This window comes from Shinella sp. G-2 (assembly GCF_050172695.1).
Lineage (GTDB): Bacteria > Pseudomonadota > Alphaproteobacteria > Rhizobiales > Rhizobiaceae > Shinella.
The window spans coordinates 347,915-367,339 of the sequence record NZ_JBBEYH010000001.1; the positions used below are offsets into that span (position 1 = coordinate 347,915).

The 19,425-nt window shown below is 64.8% G+C and carries 17 protein-coding genes; 7 read left to right on the forward strand and 10 right to left on the reverse strand.

Going from position 1 to position 19,425, the window contains the following annotated elements:
- Nucleotides 1–20 precede the first annotated feature (20 nt).
- Genes V8U06_RS01730 through V8U06_RS01740 form a run of 3 tightly spaced genes read right to left on the reverse strand, consistent with a single transcriptional unit; the run spans nucleotide 21 to nucleotide 2,878 of the window.
- Nucleotides 21–1,115 carry an ABC transporter ATP-binding protein gene (locus tag V8U06_RS01730; protein ID WP_427139564.1) on the reverse strand — a complete coding sequence of 365 codons (1,095 nt, stop codon included), beginning with the start codon at nucleotides 1,113–1,115 and terminating at the stop codon, nucleotides 21–23.
- 24 nt (nucleotides 1,116–1,139) lie between these two features.
- Complete coding sequence (locus tag V8U06_RS01735; protein WP_427139246.1) at nucleotides 1,140–1,964, reverse strand: ABC transporter permease; 825 nt, start codon at nucleotides 1,962–1,964, stop codon at nucleotides 1,140–1,142.
- Nucleotides 1,961–2,878, reverse strand: a complete 918-nt coding sequence (locus V8U06_RS01740; RefSeq protein ID WP_226918561.1) for an ABC transporter permease — start codon at nucleotides 2,876–2,878, stop codon at nucleotides 1,961–1,963. Before V8U06_RS01740 ends, V8U06_RS01735 begins: the two co-directional genes overlap by 4 nt.
- 235 nt (nucleotides 2,879–3,113) lie before the next feature.
- On the opposite strand from V8U06_RS01740, the gene V8U06_RS01745 reads away from it, so the two are divergent.
- The gene (locus V8U06_RS01745) at nucleotides 3,114–4,538 is read left to right on the forward strand and encodes an aminotransferase (protein WP_427139247.1); all 1,425 of its coding nucleotides are present in this window, start codon (nucleotides 3,114–3,116) and stop codon (nucleotides 4,536–4,538) included.
- 98 nt (nucleotides 4,539–4,636) lie between these two features.
- Here V8U06_RS01745 and V8U06_RS01750 read toward each other — a convergent pair whose 3' ends face one another.
- The 3 genes from V8U06_RS01750 to V8U06_RS01760 form a co-directional block, all read right to left on the reverse strand.
- Nucleotides 4,637–5,839 carry an aromatic ring-hydroxylating oxygenase subunit alpha gene (locus V8U06_RS01750; RefSeq protein ID WP_427139248.1) on the reverse strand — a complete coding sequence of 401 codons (1,203 nt, stop codon included), beginning with the start codon at nucleotides 5,837–5,839 and terminating at the stop codon, nucleotides 4,637–4,639.
- Nucleotides 5,840–6,002: 163 nt separating this feature from the next.
- On the reverse strand, nucleotides 6,003–6,242 hold the full coding sequence (locus tag V8U06_RS01755; protein WP_226918564.1) for a hypothetical protein: 240 nt from the start codon (nucleotides 6,240–6,242) through the stop codon (nucleotides 6,003–6,005).
- A 97-nt stretch (nucleotides 6,243–6,339) separates the two neighbouring features.
- Nucleotides 6,340–7,131, reverse strand: coding sequence for a DUF1194 domain-containing protein (locus V8U06_RS01760; RefSeq protein ID WP_427139249.1), 792 nt, complete (start codon nucleotides 7,129–7,131; stop codon nucleotides 6,340–6,342).
- Nucleotides 7,132–7,368: 237 nt separating this feature from the next.
- Here V8U06_RS01760 and V8U06_RS01765 point away from each other — a divergent pair, with 237 nt between their 5' ends.
- Nucleotides 7,369–8,406 carry a hypothetical protein gene (locus tag V8U06_RS01765; protein ID WP_427139250.1) on the forward strand — a complete coding sequence of 346 codons (1,038 nt, stop codon included), beginning with the start codon at nucleotides 7,369–7,371 and terminating at the stop codon, nucleotides 8,404–8,406.
- Between the two features lie 9 nt (nucleotides 8,407–8,415).
- Here the strand turns inward: V8U06_RS01765 and V8U06_RS01770 are convergent, their stop codons facing one another.
- Entirely contained in the window at nucleotides 8,416–9,024 is a 609-nt protein-coding gene (locus V8U06_RS01770) for a TetR/AcrR family transcriptional regulator (RefSeq protein ID WP_427139251.1), read from the reverse strand.
- Nucleotides 9,025–9,132: 108 nt separating this feature from the next.
- On the opposite strand from V8U06_RS01770, the gene V8U06_RS01775 reads away from it, so the two are divergent.
- The 5 genes from V8U06_RS01775 (at nucleotide 9,133) to V8U06_RS01795 (ending at nucleotide 15,350) form a co-directional block, all read left to right on the forward strand.
- Nucleotides 9,133–9,957, forward strand: a complete 825-nt coding sequence (locus tag V8U06_RS01775) for an NmrA family transcriptional regulator (RefSeq protein WP_427139252.1) — start codon at nucleotides 9,133–9,135, stop codon at nucleotides 9,955–9,957.
- 2 nt (nucleotides 9,958–9,959) lie between these two features.
- A complete protein-coding gene (locus V8U06_RS01780) occupies nucleotides 9,960–10,451 on the forward strand; it encodes an anthrone oxygenase family protein (RefSeq protein ID WP_427139253.1) in 492 nt (163 codons plus the stop codon).
- 105 nt (nucleotides 10,452–10,556) lie between these two features.
- Nucleotides 10,557–11,975, forward strand: a complete 1,419-nt coding sequence (locus V8U06_RS01785; RefSeq protein ID WP_427139254.1) for an amidase — start codon at nucleotides 10,557–10,559, stop codon at nucleotides 11,973–11,975.
- A 252-nt stretch (nucleotides 11,976–12,227) separates the two neighbouring features.
- Nucleotides 12,228–13,430 carry a DUF2778 domain-containing protein gene (locus V8U06_RS01790; RefSeq protein WP_427139255.1) on the forward strand — a complete coding sequence of 401 codons (1,203 nt, stop codon included), beginning with the start codon at nucleotides 12,228–12,230 and terminating at the stop codon, nucleotides 13,428–13,430.
- 216 nt (nucleotides 13,431–13,646) lie between these two features.
- Nucleotides 13,647–15,350 carry a methyl-accepting chemotaxis protein gene (locus V8U06_RS01795; protein ID WP_427139565.1) on the forward strand — a complete coding sequence of 568 codons (1,704 nt, stop codon included), beginning with the start codon at nucleotides 13,647–13,649 and terminating at the stop codon, nucleotides 15,348–15,350.
- Nucleotides 15,351–15,426: 76 nt separating this feature from the next.
- On the opposite strand, the gene V8U06_RS01800 is transcribed toward V8U06_RS01795, so the two are convergent.
- The 3 genes from V8U06_RS01800 to V8U06_RS01810 all read right to left on the reverse strand — a co-directional run bounded on the left by V8U06_RS01800 (nucleotide 15,427) and on the right by V8U06_RS01810 (nucleotide 19,264).
- On the reverse strand, nucleotides 15,427–17,883 hold the full coding sequence (locus V8U06_RS01800; RefSeq protein WP_427139256.1) for an ATP-dependent helicase: 2,457 nt from the start codon (nucleotides 17,881–17,883) through the stop codon (nucleotides 15,427–15,429).
- A gap of 102 nt (nucleotides 17,884–17,985) precedes the next feature.
- Nucleotides 17,986–18,399, reverse strand: a complete 414-nt coding sequence (locus tag V8U06_RS01805; protein WP_427139257.1) for a carboxymuconolactone decarboxylase family protein — start codon at nucleotides 18,397–18,399, stop codon at nucleotides 17,986–17,988.
- Nucleotides 18,400–18,445: 46 nt separating this feature from the next.
- Nucleotides 18,446–19,264, reverse strand: a complete 819-nt coding sequence (locus V8U06_RS01810; protein ID WP_427139258.1) for a cyclase family protein — start codon at nucleotides 19,262–19,264, stop codon at nucleotides 18,446–18,448.
- Between the last annotated feature and the right edge of the window lie 161 nt (nucleotides 19,265–19,425).

Here is a 19,425-nt window from a genome sequence, read left to right on the forward strand (position 1 = left end):
GGGCCGGGTGAAGGATGCGCTCAGACGCGCGATACCGGCGCGTCCTCGGCCAGCAGCACGAAGGCATCCGGATCGTAGGCAAGCCGGATTTCCGCACCGATCGGCAGGTCGTCCGCGCCGTAATTGTTCGTCTCGACCATGGAGAGCGGCTGCTCCAGCCCGTCGACGCCGACGGTCAGATGCGTGACTTCGCCGAAATAGGCGCGGTTCTCGATGCGGCCGGCAAGTTCGTGCGGCGCGCGGTCATTGTCCCACAACAGGCGCAGGCGCTCCGGACGGATGCCGACGGTGACATGACCGTTGCTGGCGGCAAAGCCGTGCGGCTTATCGAGCTGGACGGCGCCGAAGCGGGCAGCGTCGATGGAGACGGCATTGCCCTGTTCGCCGAGCACCCTGGCCTTCAGGAAATTCATGCCGCCGAGGAAGTCGGCGACCTTGCGGGTGCGCGGGCGCTGATAGATTTCCTTCGGCGTCGCGACCTGGGCGATGCGCCCGCCGAACATGACGGCGATGCGGTCGGAGAGGGCGAGCGCCTCGTACTGGTCGTGCGTGACGAGCACGAAGGTGATGCCGACGGCCTTCTGAAGCGCGCGCAGTTCCACCTGCATTTCCTCGCGCAGCTTCTTGTCGAGGGCGGACAGCGGCTCGTCGAGCAGCAGAACCTTCGGGCGCATGACGAGGGCGCGGGCGAGGGCCACGCGCTGGCGCTGGCCGCCCGACAGTTCGTGGGCCTTGCGCTGGCCGAGGCCGGAAAGGCGCACCTGATCGAGCGCGTCGCCGACGCGCTTCTTCTCTTCCGCGGGAGAAAGCTTCAGCCGCTTCAGGCCATAGGCGACGTTTTCCGCCACATCGAGATGGGGGAAGATGGCGTAACTCTGGAAGACCATGTTGGTCGGGCGCCTGTTCGGCGGCAGCGCCAGGGAGGGCGTGCCGTCGATATAGATCTCGCCCGCCGTCGGCGTCTCGAAGCCGGCGATGGAGCGCAGGAGCGTGGTCTTGCCGCAGCCTGAGGGGCCGAGCAGGGAGAAGAACTCACCTTCGCCGATGGTCAGCGAGATGTCGTCCAGCGCCTTGTAGATGCCGTAGAACTTCGACACGTTTTCGATCTGGATCATCGCGCGGTCGGGCATGGTCGGCTCCTAGGGCAGGGCATGGGCGATCTGCGTGCGGCGTTCGGCACGACGGCGCAGGACTTCGGCAAGGGTGAGCATGAGGATGGAGGCGGCGAGCATGATGGTGCCGAGCGCCAGCACGCCCGGCAGCTTGGCGGCAAAGCGGAGCTGCCCCCAGATATAGACCGGCAGGGTCGGCTCGGTGCCGGAGAGGAAGAAGGCGAGGATGAACTCGTCGAGCGAGATGGTGAAGGTGACGAGCAGGCTGGAGACGATGGCGGGCGCGACGACCGGCAGCGTCACCCGCCGGAAGGTGCCGAACGCCGTCTCGCCGAGGTCGTAGGAGGCTTCCTCCAGGCTGCGGTCGAAGCCCTCGAAGCCGGAAACCAGCACGGACATGGCATAGGGCACGCAGAACACCGTCTGGCCGAGGATGACGGTCATCAGCGACAGTTCCACGCCCATTGCCAGCACGATCATCAGCAGCGACACGGCGACGATGATTTCCGGCAGGAAGAGCGGGGCCATGATGAGTCCGGCGGCCGCCCTCTGGCCGCGGAAGCGGTAGCGCGTGATGGCGCGGGCGGCGCAGATGCCGAGAACGGTCGAGAGCACAGAGACGGACATGCCGACGACGAGGCTGTTCCAGGCGGCCTCCAGCATCACGGAATTGCCGACGAGCGAGGCGTACCATTTCGTCGTGAAGCCGGCGAGGGGGAAGGTGGTCGTCGCGGCATTGTTGAAGGAGAAGATCGGCAGCAGCATGATCGGCAGATAGAGGAAAAGGAAATAGGCCGCCACATAGACCGGCAGGAAGGGAATGAAGCGCAGGCGCTGCGTGAGGAAGTTCATTTGATCCTCCTGACCGCGAATTTCAGCGCGAGCACGATGGCCGCTGCGGTGAGCGAGACGAGCACCATCGTCGTTACCGAAAGGGCCGCGCCCAGCGGCCAGTTCGCGCCCTTGCCGAATTGCGCCTGGATGGCAGTGGCGATCATCACGCCGTCCTTGCCGCCGACGAGGCGGGGCGTGACGTAGTCGCCGACGGTCGGGATCATCACGATCAGGAAGGCGGAGATGACGCCCGGCAGCGAGAGCGGAAGCGTGATGCGAAAGAAGGCCTTGAGGCGGCTGTCGCCGAGGTCGCGCGCGGCCTCGATCAGGGTGCGGTCGACCTTTTGCAGCGACACATAGATTGGCAGGATGGCGAAGGCCGCCCAACTGTGCACCAGCGTGATGACGACGGCATTGGAGTTGTAGAGCAGGGAGGTCACCGGCTTGTCGATGAGTCCCATCGAGATCAGCCCGGTGTTCATGACGCCGCCATAGCCGAGGATCACCTTCCACGACATGACGCGCAGCAGATAGCTGGTCCAGCAGGGCACGGTGATGAGGAAGAGCCAGAGGTTCTTGTGCACGCCGCCATGGAAGGAGATGAACCAGGCGATGGGATAGGAAAAGACGACGGTGACGACGCTGACCGTCAGCGAGATCCAGAGCGAGCGGATGAAGAGATCGCGATAGATCGGTTCCGTCAGGGCCTGCCGGTAGTTTTCCAGCGTGAAGGTGCGGTCGATGTCGAGATAGTTCTGGGTCCAGAAACTGTAGGCGATGACGATGAGAACGGGGAGAAAAAGCACCGCCAGCGCGTAAAGGAAGGTCGGTGAGATCAGGGCAAGGCCGCGGGCCTCTTCGCTCCGCCTCCAGGCGCGGCGCCGGGAAGGGGCTGGCGTTTCAGCGATCGTGTCGAACGCCGTCGCCGTCATTGCAGGCAACTCCCGCGACGACAACTCTCGTAGAGGGTGAGGTTTTCCATTCCCATCGCGACACGCCTTTTCGGCTTGATGTGTTCCCGAAACGAAGCATGCGCCGAAATCCCCGTTGAAATCAAGTCCTACTTCTGCAATATTGATTGAACGAACATTCAATATGAGCGTGAAAAACAAAATCTTTCATATTGTTGATCGGTGAATCTTTTTCTGGATAAGGGTGGAGAAGGTCATGGCGGCAATTCCGAAGACGGCAAATGAGGGCATCCTGGCCGGCGAGGCGGCGGCCGACGATCTCACCCTGCTTGCCGAGCGGCATCTGGTGCAGCCCTGGCCGGTTTCCGGCTCCATCGGCGCGGAGGCGCGCGGGCGGATCGAGGCGGGCGAGGGCATCTATGTCACGGATGCGAGTGGTCGGCGGCTGATCGATGGCCCCGCCGGCATGTGGTGCGTCAATGCCGGACATCGCAACAAGGCGCTTGCCGATGTCATGGCCGCGCAGGCGATGGAGCTCTCCTACAATTCGCCCTGGTACACGACGAATGCGCCGTCCGCCGTGCTCTCCGCGCGGCTTGCGGGCCATGCGCCCGAAGGCGTCGATCATGTGTTCTATACGACGGGTGGCTCCTCGGCCGTCGAGACGGCGCTGCGCTTCATGCAGTTCGCCAACAATGTGAAGGGGCGGCCGGAGAAGAAGCTGATCGTTTCCCGGCAGGGCGGCTACCACGGCTCGACCTATCTCTCCGCTTCGCTGAACGGCCGGCCGCGCGACCACGACTGGATGGACAGCGCGTCCGATCTCGTCGTGAAGCTCTCCTGCCCCAATCCCTTCCGCCGGCCGGACGGCATGAGCATGGACGCCTTCTGCGATTTCCTGGTGGAGGAGTTCCGTCAGGTCATCGAGGAGAGGGGGGCGGAGACGATCGGCGCCTTCATCGCCGAGCCGGTCATGGCCTCCGGCGGCGTCATCGTGCCGCCGCCCGGCTACCTCAAGCGCATGCACGCGCTCTGCCGCGCCAATGACATCCTCTTCATCGCCGACGAGGTGGTGACCGCCTTCGGGCGGCTCGGTCATGTCTTCGCGTCGAAGGACGTTTTCGATATCGAGCCCGACATGATCACCTTCGCCAAGGGCGTGACGTCAGGCTATTTCCCGCTCGGCGGCGTGATGATCGCGGGTCGGCTCTTCGAGGAACTGCGCCGTTCGAACCATTCCGAGGCGATGTTCGCCCATGGTCTCACCTATTCCAGCCATCCGGTCGGCTGCGCCGTGGCGCTGAAGAACCTCGATATCCTCGAGGAGGGGCTCCTGGAGCATACGCGCGCCGTGTCGGATCATTTCCAGGCGAGCCTGAAGGCGCTGGAGGACCTGCCGCTGGTCGGCGAAGTGCGCGGGCTCGGGCTGATGGCCTGCGTGGAATGCGTTGCCGACCGCGCGAGCAACAACCCGCTGACGCTGGATCTCGAAGTCGGCAAGCGCATCGACAAGCATTGCCAGGAGCTCGGCCTTCTGGTGCGCCCGCTCATCCATATGTGCGTGATGTCGCCGCCGCTGACCATCACCAGGGCCCAGATCGACGACATGGCGGCGATCCTGCGCAAGGGCATCGAACTGACGATGGACGATCTCACCCGCGAAGGGTTGTGGAAGGGCTGAGCCTTCGATCACGGTTTGTTTGGAGCGACCATTCCCCGCTCCAAACGGTTGAGGCCCGCGAAAGCGGGCCTCTTTTTGTAGCGTTCCGTTGTCTGCTCTCAGCCGGGCTGGCTTTTCAGGCCGGCATTGACGTCGGCCATCGCCTTTTCCTCAGGCGCGTCCTTCAGGGTCACGACCGGCAGCACCTTGCGCAGATGATCGTGATGGGTACGCACGCCGTATTCGAGGTCGGACAGGTAGAAGCCGGCAAAGGCGTTGGAGGTCATCGCCTCATTGGACCAGACGGTGAGCTGCACGTCCTCGGCCTGCGTGTCGCGATCGATGCGGAAGGCGAGGTAGCGGGCGAGGCGATGGGCGCGGTCCTCCTCTCGGTAGCGGTAGATGCCGCCGCGCAGCAGCGTCTTGCCGACGGCGACCGGGAATTCCTGGTAGAACTGCACGGTCTCCGGCGTCACGGCGATGACGCAGTTGGGGAAAAGGCCGAAATAGATCCAGGCCTTGCGCAGGTGTTCCGGCAGGCGGGTGTTTTCCGGCGCGATCTTCACATAGTTGCGCACGCTCCAGCGCCGGCCGGCATGGGGATTGTAGGTGGCGAAGGAGCGGCAGAGCCCATCGACGAAGGGCTCGTCGTAATAGGTCGAGCCGTAAAGATCCTGCAGGGCCGGATGGGCCATGGCGACATGGTAGCCTTCGTTGTCGACGTCGCGCACGGACTTCCAGTTGACCGGGCTTTCCTGGGTCCAGATGCCGCCGGCCGGTACCATCTCGTCGGTACGATAATGCGACAGCTCCTCCTCGAAGGGCTTCATGACCTCGGCGACGGAGGGCTGCGGGCCGGGTGCGAAGCGGATGAAGACGAAGCCGTGCCAGACCTCGCATTCGAGCGTCTTCAGCGCGAATTCGTCCTTGTCGAGCGGCGGGAAGCTTCTCGGGCGCGCCGCGCCGCGCAAGGTGCCGTCGAGATTGTAGACCCAGCCATGGAAGGGACAGACGAGGGCGTTGCGACACGTGCCCTTTTCGTCGGCAACGAGCCGCGAGCCGCGGTGGCGGCAGATGTTGTGGAAGGCGCGCACCGCGCCGTCCTGGCCGCGCAGGATGAGGGCGCGTTCGCCGACGACATCCATGGCAAGGTAATTGCCGGGCTCGGGAATATCGGAGACATGGCAGGCGATCTGCCAGTGCTCGCGGAAGACATGCTGCCGCTCGAGCTCCAGAAGGGCGGGGCTATGGTAGCACCAGCCCGGAAGTCCGCTCCTGTCCCAGTCGTTCGGAACGCTGATATCGCGGATCATCTCGTTCATGTCGCTCCCCATATTTTGCTGAACGTTCATTCAATATAAGCACGATTTTCGTTGAAAAGGAATAGGTTGCGGAACTGTGCGGTTTTGCAAATGGCAAAACCCCGGCCGCAGGGCGGCCGGGGCAGGGTGCATTTTCGGCGAAAAAGCGCGACGGCGCCGAAGGTTAACGGCAGACCTTCACGCGCTTGACCACCAGATGGCCCCACTTGTTGTAGCGCTTGATCTTCTTCCAGAAGCAATGGCGATGATGGCCATAGTAGTGGCTGACATAGCCGCCGTGATGGCCGCCCCAACCGTGGCCGCCGCCGCCGATGCCGAAGTAGAAGCTGCCGGCCTGCGAGGGGGCGGCGAAGGATACCGCTGCGACGGTCGCGACAACGGCGGACATGATGAACTTGCGCATTTCAGGTCTCCTCTCTTTCAGGAATGGACGAACCATTTCATCCGGGAGCACTGTCGCAGGTCCGGGGAGGCGGCGCTGTTTCGGGGGGAACAGGCCGCTACTTGTCGAGTTCGGGATAGAGGCGGTCCATGTAGTTCGGCCGCAGTTTCTCGCCGATCATGCAGTCGACGGCCGTATCCGCGGCGCGGATCAGGCGGGCGGGCGGCTCGGCGCCGCTGACTTCCAGGATCAGCTTGCGGCGGATGGCGATGGCGAAATCCTCCGGTTCCTGCACCGGCAGCACGAAGGCGCCGGGGCCGCCGATCACGCAGTTGGAATAATAGTCGTCCAGCGAGCCATAGGCCGCCGAGGGGCGGATCATGATGGCAAGGCCGTTGATGACGATGCCGAGCGCCGTTGCGGCATCCCGCGCCGGCAGCACGGGCGCGCCGAAATTGTTCGGCCCGTCGCCGGAGACGTCGATGACGCGGCGCATGCCCGCATAGCTGTTCTCGTCGAAGAGCTTTGCGCCATAGGCGATGGCGCCCGATATCGAGGTGCCACGACGCGTCGCGATGGGGCGGGCCTCCAGCAGCGCGGCGAAGGCGTCAGCCTCCTGCGCGCCGGAGATGATCTGCCAGGGGATGTGGGAACTGTCTCGGACCGTGCCGGCCCATTCGAAGTAGCTGATGGCGATGCGGCCGGTCAGGCCGTCGCGCACGGCATTGACGAAATCGGGATGGCGCAGCGCATCGACATAACCGGCGCGCTGGATCTGCGCTTCCTCCAGGTCCATGGAGCCGGAGACGTCGACCGCCAGCACCAGTTCCACATCCACATCCTGCGTGGAAGCGGCGGCGATTTCGGCGCCGGCCGTCAGGCTCATCAGCAAGGCAAGCGTCGTCAGCATGACCGTCACCCATCCGTGCATATTCCCGACGCAAATGTAGCACGGGCGGCGGCGGGAAGGAGCGGGCGCCTTTCAAAAATCGGTGATGCCAAGCGAATAGCGGCGCGGTTGCAGCCGTCTGCCTCTTACCGGCGGAAGCCGGGAGGGGCTGCCCGCGGGGCCGGAGAGCGGAGTGACATGGGGTTCAAGGATATTCTCGCCGGTTTTCGAAACCGGATGTTTGGGCGCAAACCGGCAATGCCGGCAGAACCGCTCTCCGAAGAGGAGCAACTGGTTCGCGACTACGACCTCTACCTGGTCGATCTCCACGACGAAATTCCAGCTCTCGTCCCGCAGCGCGATGCGATGCGGGCGGCCTGGCAGCGGGGCGACTTCGAGGCCTATCAGCGGGCCTTCGAGGCCGCGCGGGCGGGCGGCGTCATCGCCGAGAACGGCAAGCCGCTCTATTCGCTCGTGCGGGACTGGTTCACCGAACCCTTCACCGCGCTGCCGCGCAACGAGGAAACGCTGCCGGCGCAGGAAGAAATGCTGAACGCCTTCCGGGATTTCTTCTACCGCAGCCCGTCGCCGTTTTCCGCCGCCAGCTATCACGATGCGCTGCGAACCACCGCCTTCGTGCGGCGCGGCACGGCCTATGGACACCTCGTGCGTGCCGACCAGTGGCGGGACTACAAGACGCTGCTGCAGGAAGCGGACGACGTGCTCGACAGCCATGTCGATCCCAAGGATTTCAGCTGGCGGATGAGCGATTACCGCCGCTCGGCCAATGAGGGCAGTTTCGATGTGTTCAAGGCGCGCTTCGAGCGGGCCTGGCTGCTCGATCGCTACAATGTCGATCTCTGCCAGGCCCATGCCCGCATGATCATGCCGCGCTGGCTCGGCCGCGACGAGCAGGACCTGGAGGATTTCGCGCTGCGGGCGGCGGAGCTGACGAAGGATCGCTACGGCTTCGGTTTCTACGCGCTGATCCAGCAGGCCAATACCGAGGTCGGCGACCATGAGCTGGAGGATACGCTCTGCGATCCCGATCTGGTGAAACGCGGCTTCGAGGACCTGCTCGTCCGCTTCCCGGCGCCAAGCATCATGAACCTTTACGCCGACACGCTCGAATGGATGGGCGACACGGCGGCGCTGGCCGACCTGCTCGAAACCCGCTTCCGCGTGATGGTGCCGCAGATCTGGTATGGCGACACCCGCGAGGAGAAGATCGACTACCTCTTCGCGACGCTGCTGGAGGCGGCGGAGGTGCTGGAGGAGCGCCGCGCGAGCCGGTAGCAGACGACGCTACGGCGCCGTCAGTTCCCGGATCGCCATGCGCTTGTAGGCCTCTACCAGCGCGTCGCCTTCGGACCGCTCCACCGAAACGGCAAGCCGCATGGTCGCCTCGCCAAGATGCATGACGAGGAGGGCCGCGGCGTCGATCTTTCCGGCATCCGCTCCAGGGCGGAGCGCCTTCAGGCGTGCGGCGAGCAATGCGCCGTTGCGCCGGCTTTCCTCCACCTCCATGGCGCGCAGCGCGCCATCCGCCTGCACGGCCGACCAGATGTCGCGAATCACGGGTTCGGCGAGGAAGATCGCATAATAGGTGTCGATCAGCGCGCCGAAGGCGACGGCGAGATCGTCCATGCTGCCGGCATCCGACAGGCCCTCGGCGATGCAGGCGCGGCTTTCCTCGTTGCAGCGTTCGGCGAGCGCATGCACGACGGCGCTCTTGTCCGGAAAATACTGGTAGAGAGAGCCGATCGAGATGCCGGTGCGCTGGGCAAGCTCGCTCATCTTCAAAGCATCGCTGCCCGTTTCCGCAATCATTTCCGTCGCCTTGGCCAGGATCGCATCCACCCGTTCGCGGCTGCGTTTCTGGCTTGGCGCACGGCGCATCTGCGTGTCGTTCATGGCGTTCCCCGGGGCTGCCTGCCCTGCCGTTGCAATCTGCCTTGACAAATACGAGGAATCCTCACATTTTGCAAATATGAGTATTGCTCACATTTTAGGAGGAAGAGCATGAAGCGCGAACGCATCCTGGTTCTCGGTGGCGAGGGCAAGACGGGGCGGCCTGTGGCCGCGAAACTGCGCGAAAGGGGATACGAGGTGCGGATCGGCTCGCGGTCGGCCGAAATCCCGTTCGACTGGCGCGATCCCTCCGGCTGGCCGGCGGTGCTCGACGGCGTGAAGGCCATCTACATCGCCTACCAGCCGGACCTTGCCGTGCCGGGGTCGGACGAGGATATCCGCCGGCTGTCGCGGCTTGCAGCGGAGGCCGGCGTGACCCGGCTCGTCCTGCTGTCCGGCCGCGGCGAGGACGCGGCGGAGGTCAGCGAGGCGGCGATGAAGGAGGCAGGTCTTGCCTGGACGGTGCTGCGCGGGAGCTGGTTCTTCCAGAATTTCAGCGAAGGCCTCTTTGCCGAACCGATCCTCGCCGGCGAACTGGTGCTGCCGTCCGCGACGGTTCGCGAGCCCTTCGTCGATACGCGCGATGTCGCCGACATGGCCGTCGCCGCGCTGACGGAGGAGGGGCATGCCGGCAAGACCTACGAACTCACCGGGCCGCGGCTCATGACTTTCCGGGAGGCGGTGGCGGAATTCTCCGCTGCCGGCGGGACCGACGTCGTCTATACACCTGTCACGGTGGACGCCTATGCCGGCATGCTGCGCGACGCCGGGATGCCGGAAGACGTGATCTGGCTGGTGACCTATCTCTTCGGTTCCGTGCTCGACGGGCGGAACGAACGGTTGAGCGACGATATCGCGCGGGTGCTTGGCCGCCCGCCGCGCGATTTCAACGATTTTGCCCGCGATATCGCCGAAACCGGTTTCTGGAGGACCTGACCATGGCAAGCGCTTTCCCCATCCTGACCTTCCTCGCCATTCTCGCGGCCGCGCTGAATGCGGGCCTCTTCTTCATCTTCTCCGTCTGCATCATGGCCGCGCTGGCCCGGTTGTCGCCGGCGGAGGGCGCGGCGGCGATGAACGCCATCAATGTCGTCATCCAGAACCCCCTGTTCTTCGCCGCCTTCTTCGGCGCTGCGCTGCTTTCGCTGGTGCTGGCCGTGCTCGGCTTCCTGCAGGGCGGAGCCGGCGGGCTGATGGCGGCGATCGGCGGCATCGTCTTCCTCGTCGCGGTCATCGGCGTCACTGTTGTCGTCAATGTGCCGCTCAACGATGCGCTTGCCGCCGCCCCGGCGGGTAGCGCCGAGCAGGCCGCCCTCTGGCAGCGCTATCTCGACGTCTGGACGGTGTGGAACCACGTACGCACCTTCGGTTCGCTCGCCGCCGTCGGGCTTTTCGCACTCGCCTTCCGCCAGGGCGCCCAACTCGGTTAGACCGCGTTGGGGTTGGGTTGGGTTGGGGCGGGCCGGGCCGGGCCGGGCTGGCGCTCCTTCCATTCCCCTGCTAGCTCTTGCAACAGACGATTGCCGGAGCCGACCTTGCAGGACATCACCGACCTTTCCGCCCTTGCCCTTTCCAGCGCCATTGCCGAACGCCGGCTCGACTGCCGAAGCGTCATGGCGGCCTATCTGTCGCGGATCGAGGCGATCAATCCGCGGCTCAACGCCATCGTCAGTCTCCGGCCCGCCGAGGACCTGCTGGCGGAGGCGGAGGCGGCCGACCGGGCGCTGGCGGCAGGCGACTACCGCGGCTGGCTGCACGGCATGCCCTTTGCCGTGAAGGACCTGTCCGAGGCCAAGGGCATCCTCTGCTCGTTCGGCTCGGCCAATTATGCGGATTTCGTGCCCGACTATGACGACATCCATGTCGAGCGCATCCGTGCGGCGGGCGCCATCATCATCGGCAAGACCAATGCGCCGGAAATGGGCCTCGGCTCGCACAGCTACAACCCGGTCTTCGGCGTCACCCGCAATCCCTACGACACGACGAAGAGCGCCGGCGGATCCTCCGGCGGTGCGGCGGCGGGGCTTGCGGCGCGGCTGTTGCCGGTCGCCGACGGCAGCGACATGATGGGGTCGCTGCGCAACCCGGCCGGCTTCAACAACGTCATCGGTTTCCGACCGTCCTTCGGCCGCGTGCCGGGGCTCGGCAACGAGCTCTTCCTGGGCCAGCTTGCCGTCAACGGTCCGATGGGGCGCAGTGTCGCGGATGTCGCCGCACTGCTGTCGACGCAGGCCGGCCACGACCCGCGCGACCCGCTGTCGCTCGCCGACGAGGACCTTGCCCTCGATGGCAGCCGCGACCTTTCCGGTGCGCGCATCGGCTGGCTGGGCGATCTCGGCGGCTATCTTCCCTTCGAGCCCGGCGTGCTGGAGCTGTGCGAGGCCTCGCTCGATGTCTTCCGCCGGCTCGGCTGCACGGTGGAAACGGTGCCGCCGGGCTTCGACATGACGCGGCTCTGGCAGGTCTGGCGCACGCTGCGTCACTTCCTCGTCGCCAACGGGCAGGCGGCCGACTATGCCGATCCCGTGCGCCGGGCGCGCATGAAGCCGGAGATGATCTGGGAGATCGAGAACGGCCGCGAGCTTCTAGCAACCGACATCTATGCCGCCTCGCTCGGCCGCAGCGACTGGCAGCGCCATGTCGCCGGCCTCTTCGAGCGCTACGATTTTCTCATCCTGCCTTCCGCGCAGGTCTTCCCCTTCGCCGCCGAACTCGACTGGCCGAAGGAGATCGCCGGGCGGACCATGGATACCTACCATCGCTGGATGGAGGTGGTGATCGGTCCGACGCTGGCCGGCCTTCCCGTCGCCGCAATGCCGGCCGGTTTCGGGCCGACCGGAATGCCGGCAGGCATCCAGATCATCGGCCCTGCGCGCGCCGACCGCGACGTGCTTTCTGCGGCCGCAGCCTATGAAAAGGCGACGGACTGGCTGGGCCGGCATCCCCAATTCTAGGGAGTCCGGGCCTTCCGGACACGCGAGCGCCGCATTTTCATGAAAGGCACGCCTTGCCGGGCGCCGAGGACCGCCCGGCGGACTCCTTCAAAAACATGAGGCGCCGTTTAGGAATTGCTTACCATATTTCGTCATTCTTTGCTCGTTCGGCAGAGAGCCGGGACGTCTCGTCCCGCCTGCCGCCAGCGTATCGGCTTTCGGAGCTTTTTTTCCGCGGCCGCGTCGAGTAACGAGTATCGGGTATCGAGTATCATGGCGTCTGTATACAACTCCGCGCGTTCCGCGTCGAAATCCCGTCGGGGTCGGTCCGGGGGTATCCTTCTCAGCGCTCTGCTTGCCTGCGGCGTCATCGCCGGATCCGCCTGGGCCGTCGTCTCGACGCTCGGCGCGATGCAGGATGCGGCCTCCTCGCTCTCGCAGGGCCGCAAGAGCATGGCCGCATCGCTGGCCCTCAACCCCGCCGCTCTGGAAAAGAACCCGGCCGAGCGCACGATCAAGGTCGCGAAGTTCTCGCGCCTTTCGCAGCCCTCGGAGAGCGAGGTCCGCCAGAAGCAGCTGACGGCGGATGCGATCAAGATTTCGCATCAGCGCAAGATTTCCATCCAGCTCGCCTCCGCCGCCAAGCGCGAAAAGGCCAAGGCCATGATGCTGGAAGCCGCCTTCGCCCGCGCCGAGCGCTCGGTGGAGGAAGAAAAGAAGATCAACGGTGAGCCGACGCTCGTCACCGCGCTGCTTCCCAACGACACCTCCGCCCGCAAGGACATCCAGCCTTTCGGCCTCGTCATGGCAAAGCCGGAGACCGAGGACGAGGACCTGCTGCTCAGCGATATCCCGCTGCCCGAGGCCAAGCCCGCGCTGGAAACCGTGACCATCGAGCGGAAGCCGGTGGAAGAAAAGCCCGTCGCCCGCACCAAGCGTGAGGAGACGAAGGAGAAGAAGGACGAGGACGTCGCCTTCGCCAAGCCGGAGCGCTCGCTCTTCGGCGATCTCTTCAAGAGCAAGGGCGGCAGCACCGGCTGGCCGGGCAAGGGCACGCGGGTCGCGATCTACGACGTGTCCAACGCAACGGTCTACATGCCCGACGGCACCAAGCTGCGCGCCCATTCCGGCATCGGCAAGATGCGCGACAACCCGAACTACGAGCACATCAAGATGACGGGCCCGACGCCTGCCGGCATCTATCGCCTCCGGATGCGCGAACGTCGCTTCCATGGCGTCGAGGCGATCCGCATGCTCTCGGTCGACGGGCGTGATCCGAAGAACCGCACGGGCCTCCTGACCCATACCAACCTTCTGCGCGGCCAGAAGGGCTCGCATGGCTGCGTCGCCTTCCAGAACTACGAGCCGTTCCTCAATGCCTTCAAGCGTGGCCATGTCACCATGCTGGTCGTGGTTCCGGAACTGCCGTCTTCCCGCACGCAGCTTGCCGCGCTCTACCGCAAGGCCGGCGCCTGATAGCGAGATCGAAAGCAAACCGGCGCCGAAAGGCGCCGGTTTTGCATTGGGGGCTTCGCCTGCGGATTTGGCCTGCGCTTCGACGATAATTTCGCCGAAGCGCATTTGGTTTATCAAAAGCTAAGAATTTTAGGTCAATTCTTGCTCCATCAGATTGTGGCCGGTTGCAAACCGGCATCATGGTGGGGATCCCTCGTGGCTGCTTTTGATTTCGGAATGGATGCGCGCGCCGTGCTCGCGGCGATGAACCGCTCGCAGGCGATCATCGAATTCGACCTGACCGGTCGGATTCTCACAGCCAACGAGAATTTCCTCAAGGCCGTCGGCTACGCGCTTTCAGAAATCGTCGGCCAGCATCACCGCATGTTCGTCGAACCGGAAGAGGCGCGTTCTCCCGACTATGCCGCGTTCTGGGCCGGCCTTGCCGAAGGCAATTTCGACCGGCGCCAGTACAAGCGCATCGCCAAGGGCGGACGGGAAATCTGGATCGAGGCGTCCTACAATCCGGTCTTCCGCGGCGGCAAGCCATACAAGGTCGTCAAGTTCGCCACCGACATTACCGAGCTGAAGCGCAAGGCGCTGGAGGACGATGGCAAGCTCAAGGCGCTCGGCCGCGCGCAGGCGATCATCGAGTTCACGCCGCAGGGCGAGATCCTGACGGCCAACGAGAACTTCCTGTCGGCGCTCGGCTACACGCTGCCGGAAATCGCCGGCCGCCACCACGCCATGTTCTGCGCGCCGGACTATGTGGCCAGCCCCGACTACAAGGATTTCTGGAAGCGGCTTGCCGACGGGCATTTCGCGTCCGACCAGTTCACGCGCTTTACCAAGGGCGGCGACAAGATCCATATCCAGGCATCCTACAATCCGATCCTCGATGCGAACGGCAAGGTCTTCAAGGTGGTGAAGTTCGCCACCGACGTGACCGAGCGCGTGCGCTCCATCGAGGAGATCGGCGCCGGTCTCGGCCGGCTTGCCGAATGCAACATCCGCATGACCATCGACCAGCCCTTCGTCGCGGAATTCGAACCGCTGCGGCGCGACTTCAACGAGTCCATCGGCGCCTTCCAGGAAACGCTTTCGAAGGTGCTCGACCAGACCTATGTGCTGAACCGCAGCGGGCAGGACATGCGTAAGGCCGCCGCCGATCTTTCCGAGCGGACCCGCCAGCAGGCCGTTTCGCTGGAAGAGACCGCCGCGGCGCTGACGGAGGCGACGGTCGCCGTGCGGTCTTCGACCGAGCGCACGCGCGAGACGCGCAAGCTGGTGCAGGAGGCGCGCGCCTCCGCCAACACCTCGGCCGGCGTGGTCAACGAAACGGTCAGCGCCATGCAGCGCATCGAGGCCGCATCGAGCGAGATCAGCCAGATCATCGGCGTCATCGACGAGATCGCCTTCCAGACCAATCTTCTGGCGCTCAATGCCGGCGTCGAGGCCGCTCGCGCCGGCGAGGCGGGCAGGGGCTTTGCGGTGGTGGCGCAGGAGGTGCGGGAACTCGCACAACGCTCGGCCAAGGCGGCCCGGGAGATCAAGACGCTGATCACCAATTCCAGCGCGGAGGTCCATGAGGGCGTGCGTCTCGTCGGCGAGACCGGGCGGGCCTTGCAGGAGATCGAAACCTTCGTCACCGAGATCGACCACAATGTCGATGCCATCGCGACATCCGCTGCCGAACAGGCGAGCGGTCTCGAGGAGATCAGCTCCGCCGTCAGCGATGTCGACCGCATCACCCAGGAAAACGCCGCGATGGTCGAACACACCGCGGCCACCAGCCAGTCGCTCGCCGACGGTGCGGCGATCCTGTCCGACCTCGTGAACCGCTTCCAGCTCAACCGCCGGGCCCTTCGCCGTGACGGTAGCGAAATCTGGACGCCGGAAGAGCGTGCCGCCCGCCTCGGGGCAATGCGCCGGGCATCGTGACGGCGTACCCGCGGGGCGCTCCGCGCCCCGTCATGCCGGGTTGACGGGTTCCGTCATACCGAGATGACGCTGTTCGTCACACGGGGTTGACGAAGCCGTCCAGCACGCGCTTCTGGCCGGCGCGGTCGAAGTCGATCGTCAGCTTGTTGCCTTCGATCGCGGCGACGTTGCCATTGCCGAATTTCATATGGAAGACGCGGTCGCCGATCGCAAATTTCGACGGTTCGCTCATGGTCGACTTGGCGACGAGTTCCCCTTCGATGGTGCGGGCACGCGGGCCGCTTTCGCCGTAACCGATGCGCTCGACGGCGTGGCCGGAGCGCGAGCCCCAGTTGTCGCGCGTGGCGTCGGTGCGGTTTGCCTGTGCGCGCCGCCAGCCGGGCGTCGAATAGGCGTTCTGGAACGGCTCCTGCTTGTCGAAGCGGGACTGGCCATAGCCGCCCCGGCCGTAGCCGCCATAGGACTGTTCCACTTCGGCGATTTCCACATGGCTTTCGGGCAATTCGTCGAGGAAGCGCGAGGGCAGGGTGGACTGCCACAGGCCATGAATTCGGCGGTTCGAGACGAACCAGATATGACAGCGGCGCTTGGCGCGGGTGATGCCGACATAGGCGAGGCGGCGTTCCTCCTCGAGGCCGGCGCGGCCGCCTTCGTCGAGCGCGCGCTGGTGCGGGAAGAGGCCTTCCTCCCAGCCGGGCAGGAAGACGGTCTCGAATTCGAGGCCCTTGGCCGAATGCAGCGTCATGATCGAGACAGCGTCGAGATTCTCGTTCTGCTCGGCATCCATGACCAGCGAGACGTGCTCCAGGAAACCGCGCATGGACTCGAACGCGTCCATCGAGCGGATGAGTTCCTTCAGGTTTTCCAGCCGCCCGGGCGCTTCGGCCGACTTGTCAGCCTGCCACATGGCGGTATAGCCGCTCTCGTCGAGGATCTGCTCGGCGAGCTCGGTATGCGCCATCGTCTCCAGCAGCGACTGCCATCGGCGGAAATCGGTGACCACATCGAACAGCGCCTTGCGCGCCTTCGGCTTCAGCTCGTCGGTCTCGATGATGTCTGCCGCGGCCTGCAGCATCGGGATATCGCGGGCGCGGGCATAGTCGTGCAGGTTGCGGATCGTCGTATCGCCGAGGCCGCGCTTCGGCGTGTTGACGATGCGCTCAAAGGCGAGGTCGTCGGCGGGCTGGCTGACGAGACGGAAGTAGGCGAGCGCATCGCGGATTTCGAGGCGCTCGTAGAAGCGCGGGCCGCCGATGACGCGGTAATTGAGGCCGAGCGTGACGAAGCGGTCTTCGAACTCGCGCATCTGGAAGGAGGCGCGCACGAGGATCGCCATGTCGTTCAGCTTGTGCTGCTTGCGCTGGAGCTGCTCGATCTTTTCCCCGACGGCGCGGGCCTCTTCCTCCGAGTCCCAGGCGGCGTGCACGACGACCTTGTCGTCGTCCGGATCCATCCGGTCGGTGAAGAGCGTCTTGCCGAGGCGGTCCTCGTTATGGGCGATGAGGTGGCCGGCCGCGCCGAGAATATGGGCGGTGGAGCGGTAGTTGCGCTCAAGTTTGACGACCTTGGCGCCGGGAAAATCCTTCTCGAAGCGCAGGATGTTGTCCACCTCCGCGCCGCGCCAGCCGTAGATCGACTGGTCGTCGTCGCCGACGCAGCAGACGTTCTGCGGCGTGCCCTTCGGGCGCTGGGCGAGCAGGCGCAGCCACATGTACTGGGCGGTGTTGGTGTCCTGGTACTCGTCGACGAGGATGTAGCGGAATTTCTGGTGGTAGTCGGCCAGCACATCCGCATTGGCGCGGAAGATGCGGATCGGATGCAGCAGGAGATCGCCGAAGTCGCAGGCATTCAGCGCCTTCAGGCGGTTCTGGTAGGCGACGTAGAGTTCGCGGCCCTTGCCATTGGCGAAGGCGCGCGCGTCGCCTTCGGGGATCTGCGCCGGATCGAGGCCCTTGTTCTTCCAGGTGTCGATCATGCCGGCGAACTGCTTGGCCGGCCAGCGTTTGTCGTCGATGCCTTCGGCCTGAAGGATCTGCTTGATGAGGCGCACGACGTCGTCGGTATCGAGGATGGAAAAGTCCGAGCGCAGGCCGACGAGTTCGGCATGGCGGCGCAGCAGCTTGACGCCGATGGAATGGAAGGTGCCGAGCCACGGCATGCCCTCGACGGCGCCGCCGACGAGAAGGCCGATACGTTCCTTCATCTCGCGCGCGGCCTTGTTGGTGAAGGTCACCGCGAGAAGCTGGCTGGGAAAGGCCCGGCCGGTGGCGAGGATATGGGCGATACGGGTGGTGAGCACGCGCGTCTTGCCGGTGCCGGCGCCCGCAAGCACCAGAACGGGGCCGTCGACGGTCTCCACCGCCTCGCGCTGTTCGGGATTGAGGCCGGAGAGATAGTCGGGCGCACGATGCGCGTCGCGGGCCGCCATGGCGCGGGCGGCGATGCCGCCGGCCGGCTTGGCGGGGGCTGCCGGCTTGCCGCCGAGCTGCGGGTCCTCATCGAAGAAGGGAATGTCGTCGTAACCGCTGGTCATGCGGCTCAATGTAGTGATTCGGTCCCGAAAGGCCAGTTTTCCGTTCTGCTTTTATTCCGCCGGACAACACATTGGCCGAAAGATTGTGGAAAGTGCCGCCGTTCAGGCCTTTGCGCGGTCCGCGTCGAAGACGCCGTCCACGGGCACCTGCAGCGCGGTGGCAAGCTGGTTGGTCTTGCCGGCAAGGGAAACGATGGCGAGCAGCTCGGCATATTGCGCGTCCGTCATGCCCTTCGCCTTCGCGGCGGCGGTGTGGGAATGAACGCAGTAACTGCAGCCGTTCGTGACCGAGACGGCGATGTAGAGCATCTCCTTGACGAGCGGATCGAGCGTCGAGGGCGTCGCCATCACCGCCTTCACCTCGGCCCATGTGCGCTCCAGCAAGGCAGGGTCGAAGGCGAGATAGCGCCACATATTGTTGACGAAATCGGATTTGCGCGTGGTGCGGATATCGTCGAACACCGCCCTGACGCGGGGATCGGCTTCAAGATCTTCGGCGGGTTTGACGGTGCTCATGGCTTTCTCCGGAAAGGGCCGGCGGCGTGCCGCCGGCCGGCATGGTTCAGACCAGCGCGAAGACGCGGGAAGGACCGCCCGTGCCGCCGCGCACCTTGGGCGCGCCGACGAAAAGCGTTGCGCCCTTTGCCGGAAGCTGGTCCAGATTGGCGGCGCCTTCAAGCCCCCAGTGACCGGAAGAGAGCCAGGCATAGTGCGTGGCGAAGTCCGGCGAGGGGCCGTGATCGAGCGAAAGCGTATCGACGGCAATCCCGACGGCGCTGGAATTTTCCGCGAGATAGTGCACGGCTTCGACATGGAAGCCGGGGAAATGCAGCTTGCCCTCGGCGTCGGCATTCCTGAATTTTTCGGTGCCGAGATGTTTGCCCCAGCCGGACAGCAGCGCCACGCAGGCCTTTTCCGGCAGGTCACCATTAGCGGCGATCCAGGCCTTGATGTCGTCGGGCGTCAGCTGCGCATCCGGATCGGCATCGGCCTTGGCGCGGATATCGACGACGGCCAGCGGCACGACGAGATCTTCGACCGGGATTTCGGCGACCGACTTGCCGTCCTCGGAAAAATGCAGCGGCGCGTCGAGATGGGTGCCGGTGTGCTCGTTGACGCGCAGCTCGAAGAGATTGAACTTGTGTTCCTTGTAGTTGAACTTCTGCTCGCGCCAGAACTGCTGCTGGCCGAAGAAGGTCGGGAAGTCCTCATGGAGTTCATGGGTAAGGTCCGTGACCTTCGTCGGTACCTGGGCAAGCGCCGGGCTCAACGCGCCGGAACTGGCGGCGGCAACGGTGGCAGCACCGGCGGCGGCGCGGAAGAAGCTCCGCCGCGACAGCATGCGGTTCTTGACGGTCTCGATGACGCAGGCGTCACACATGGTTTTCCCCTCTCGGTCAATGCGTTGATGAAAGAATACTGAAATAAGGTGCGGCCTTCCGGCCGATGAAAACGCTATCACAAGCGGCGGGAGGGTCCAGTCACGACCATGCTCGCAGAGCGGGCGGAGCGAGAAGATTTCTCCACGTTTTCTTACATTTC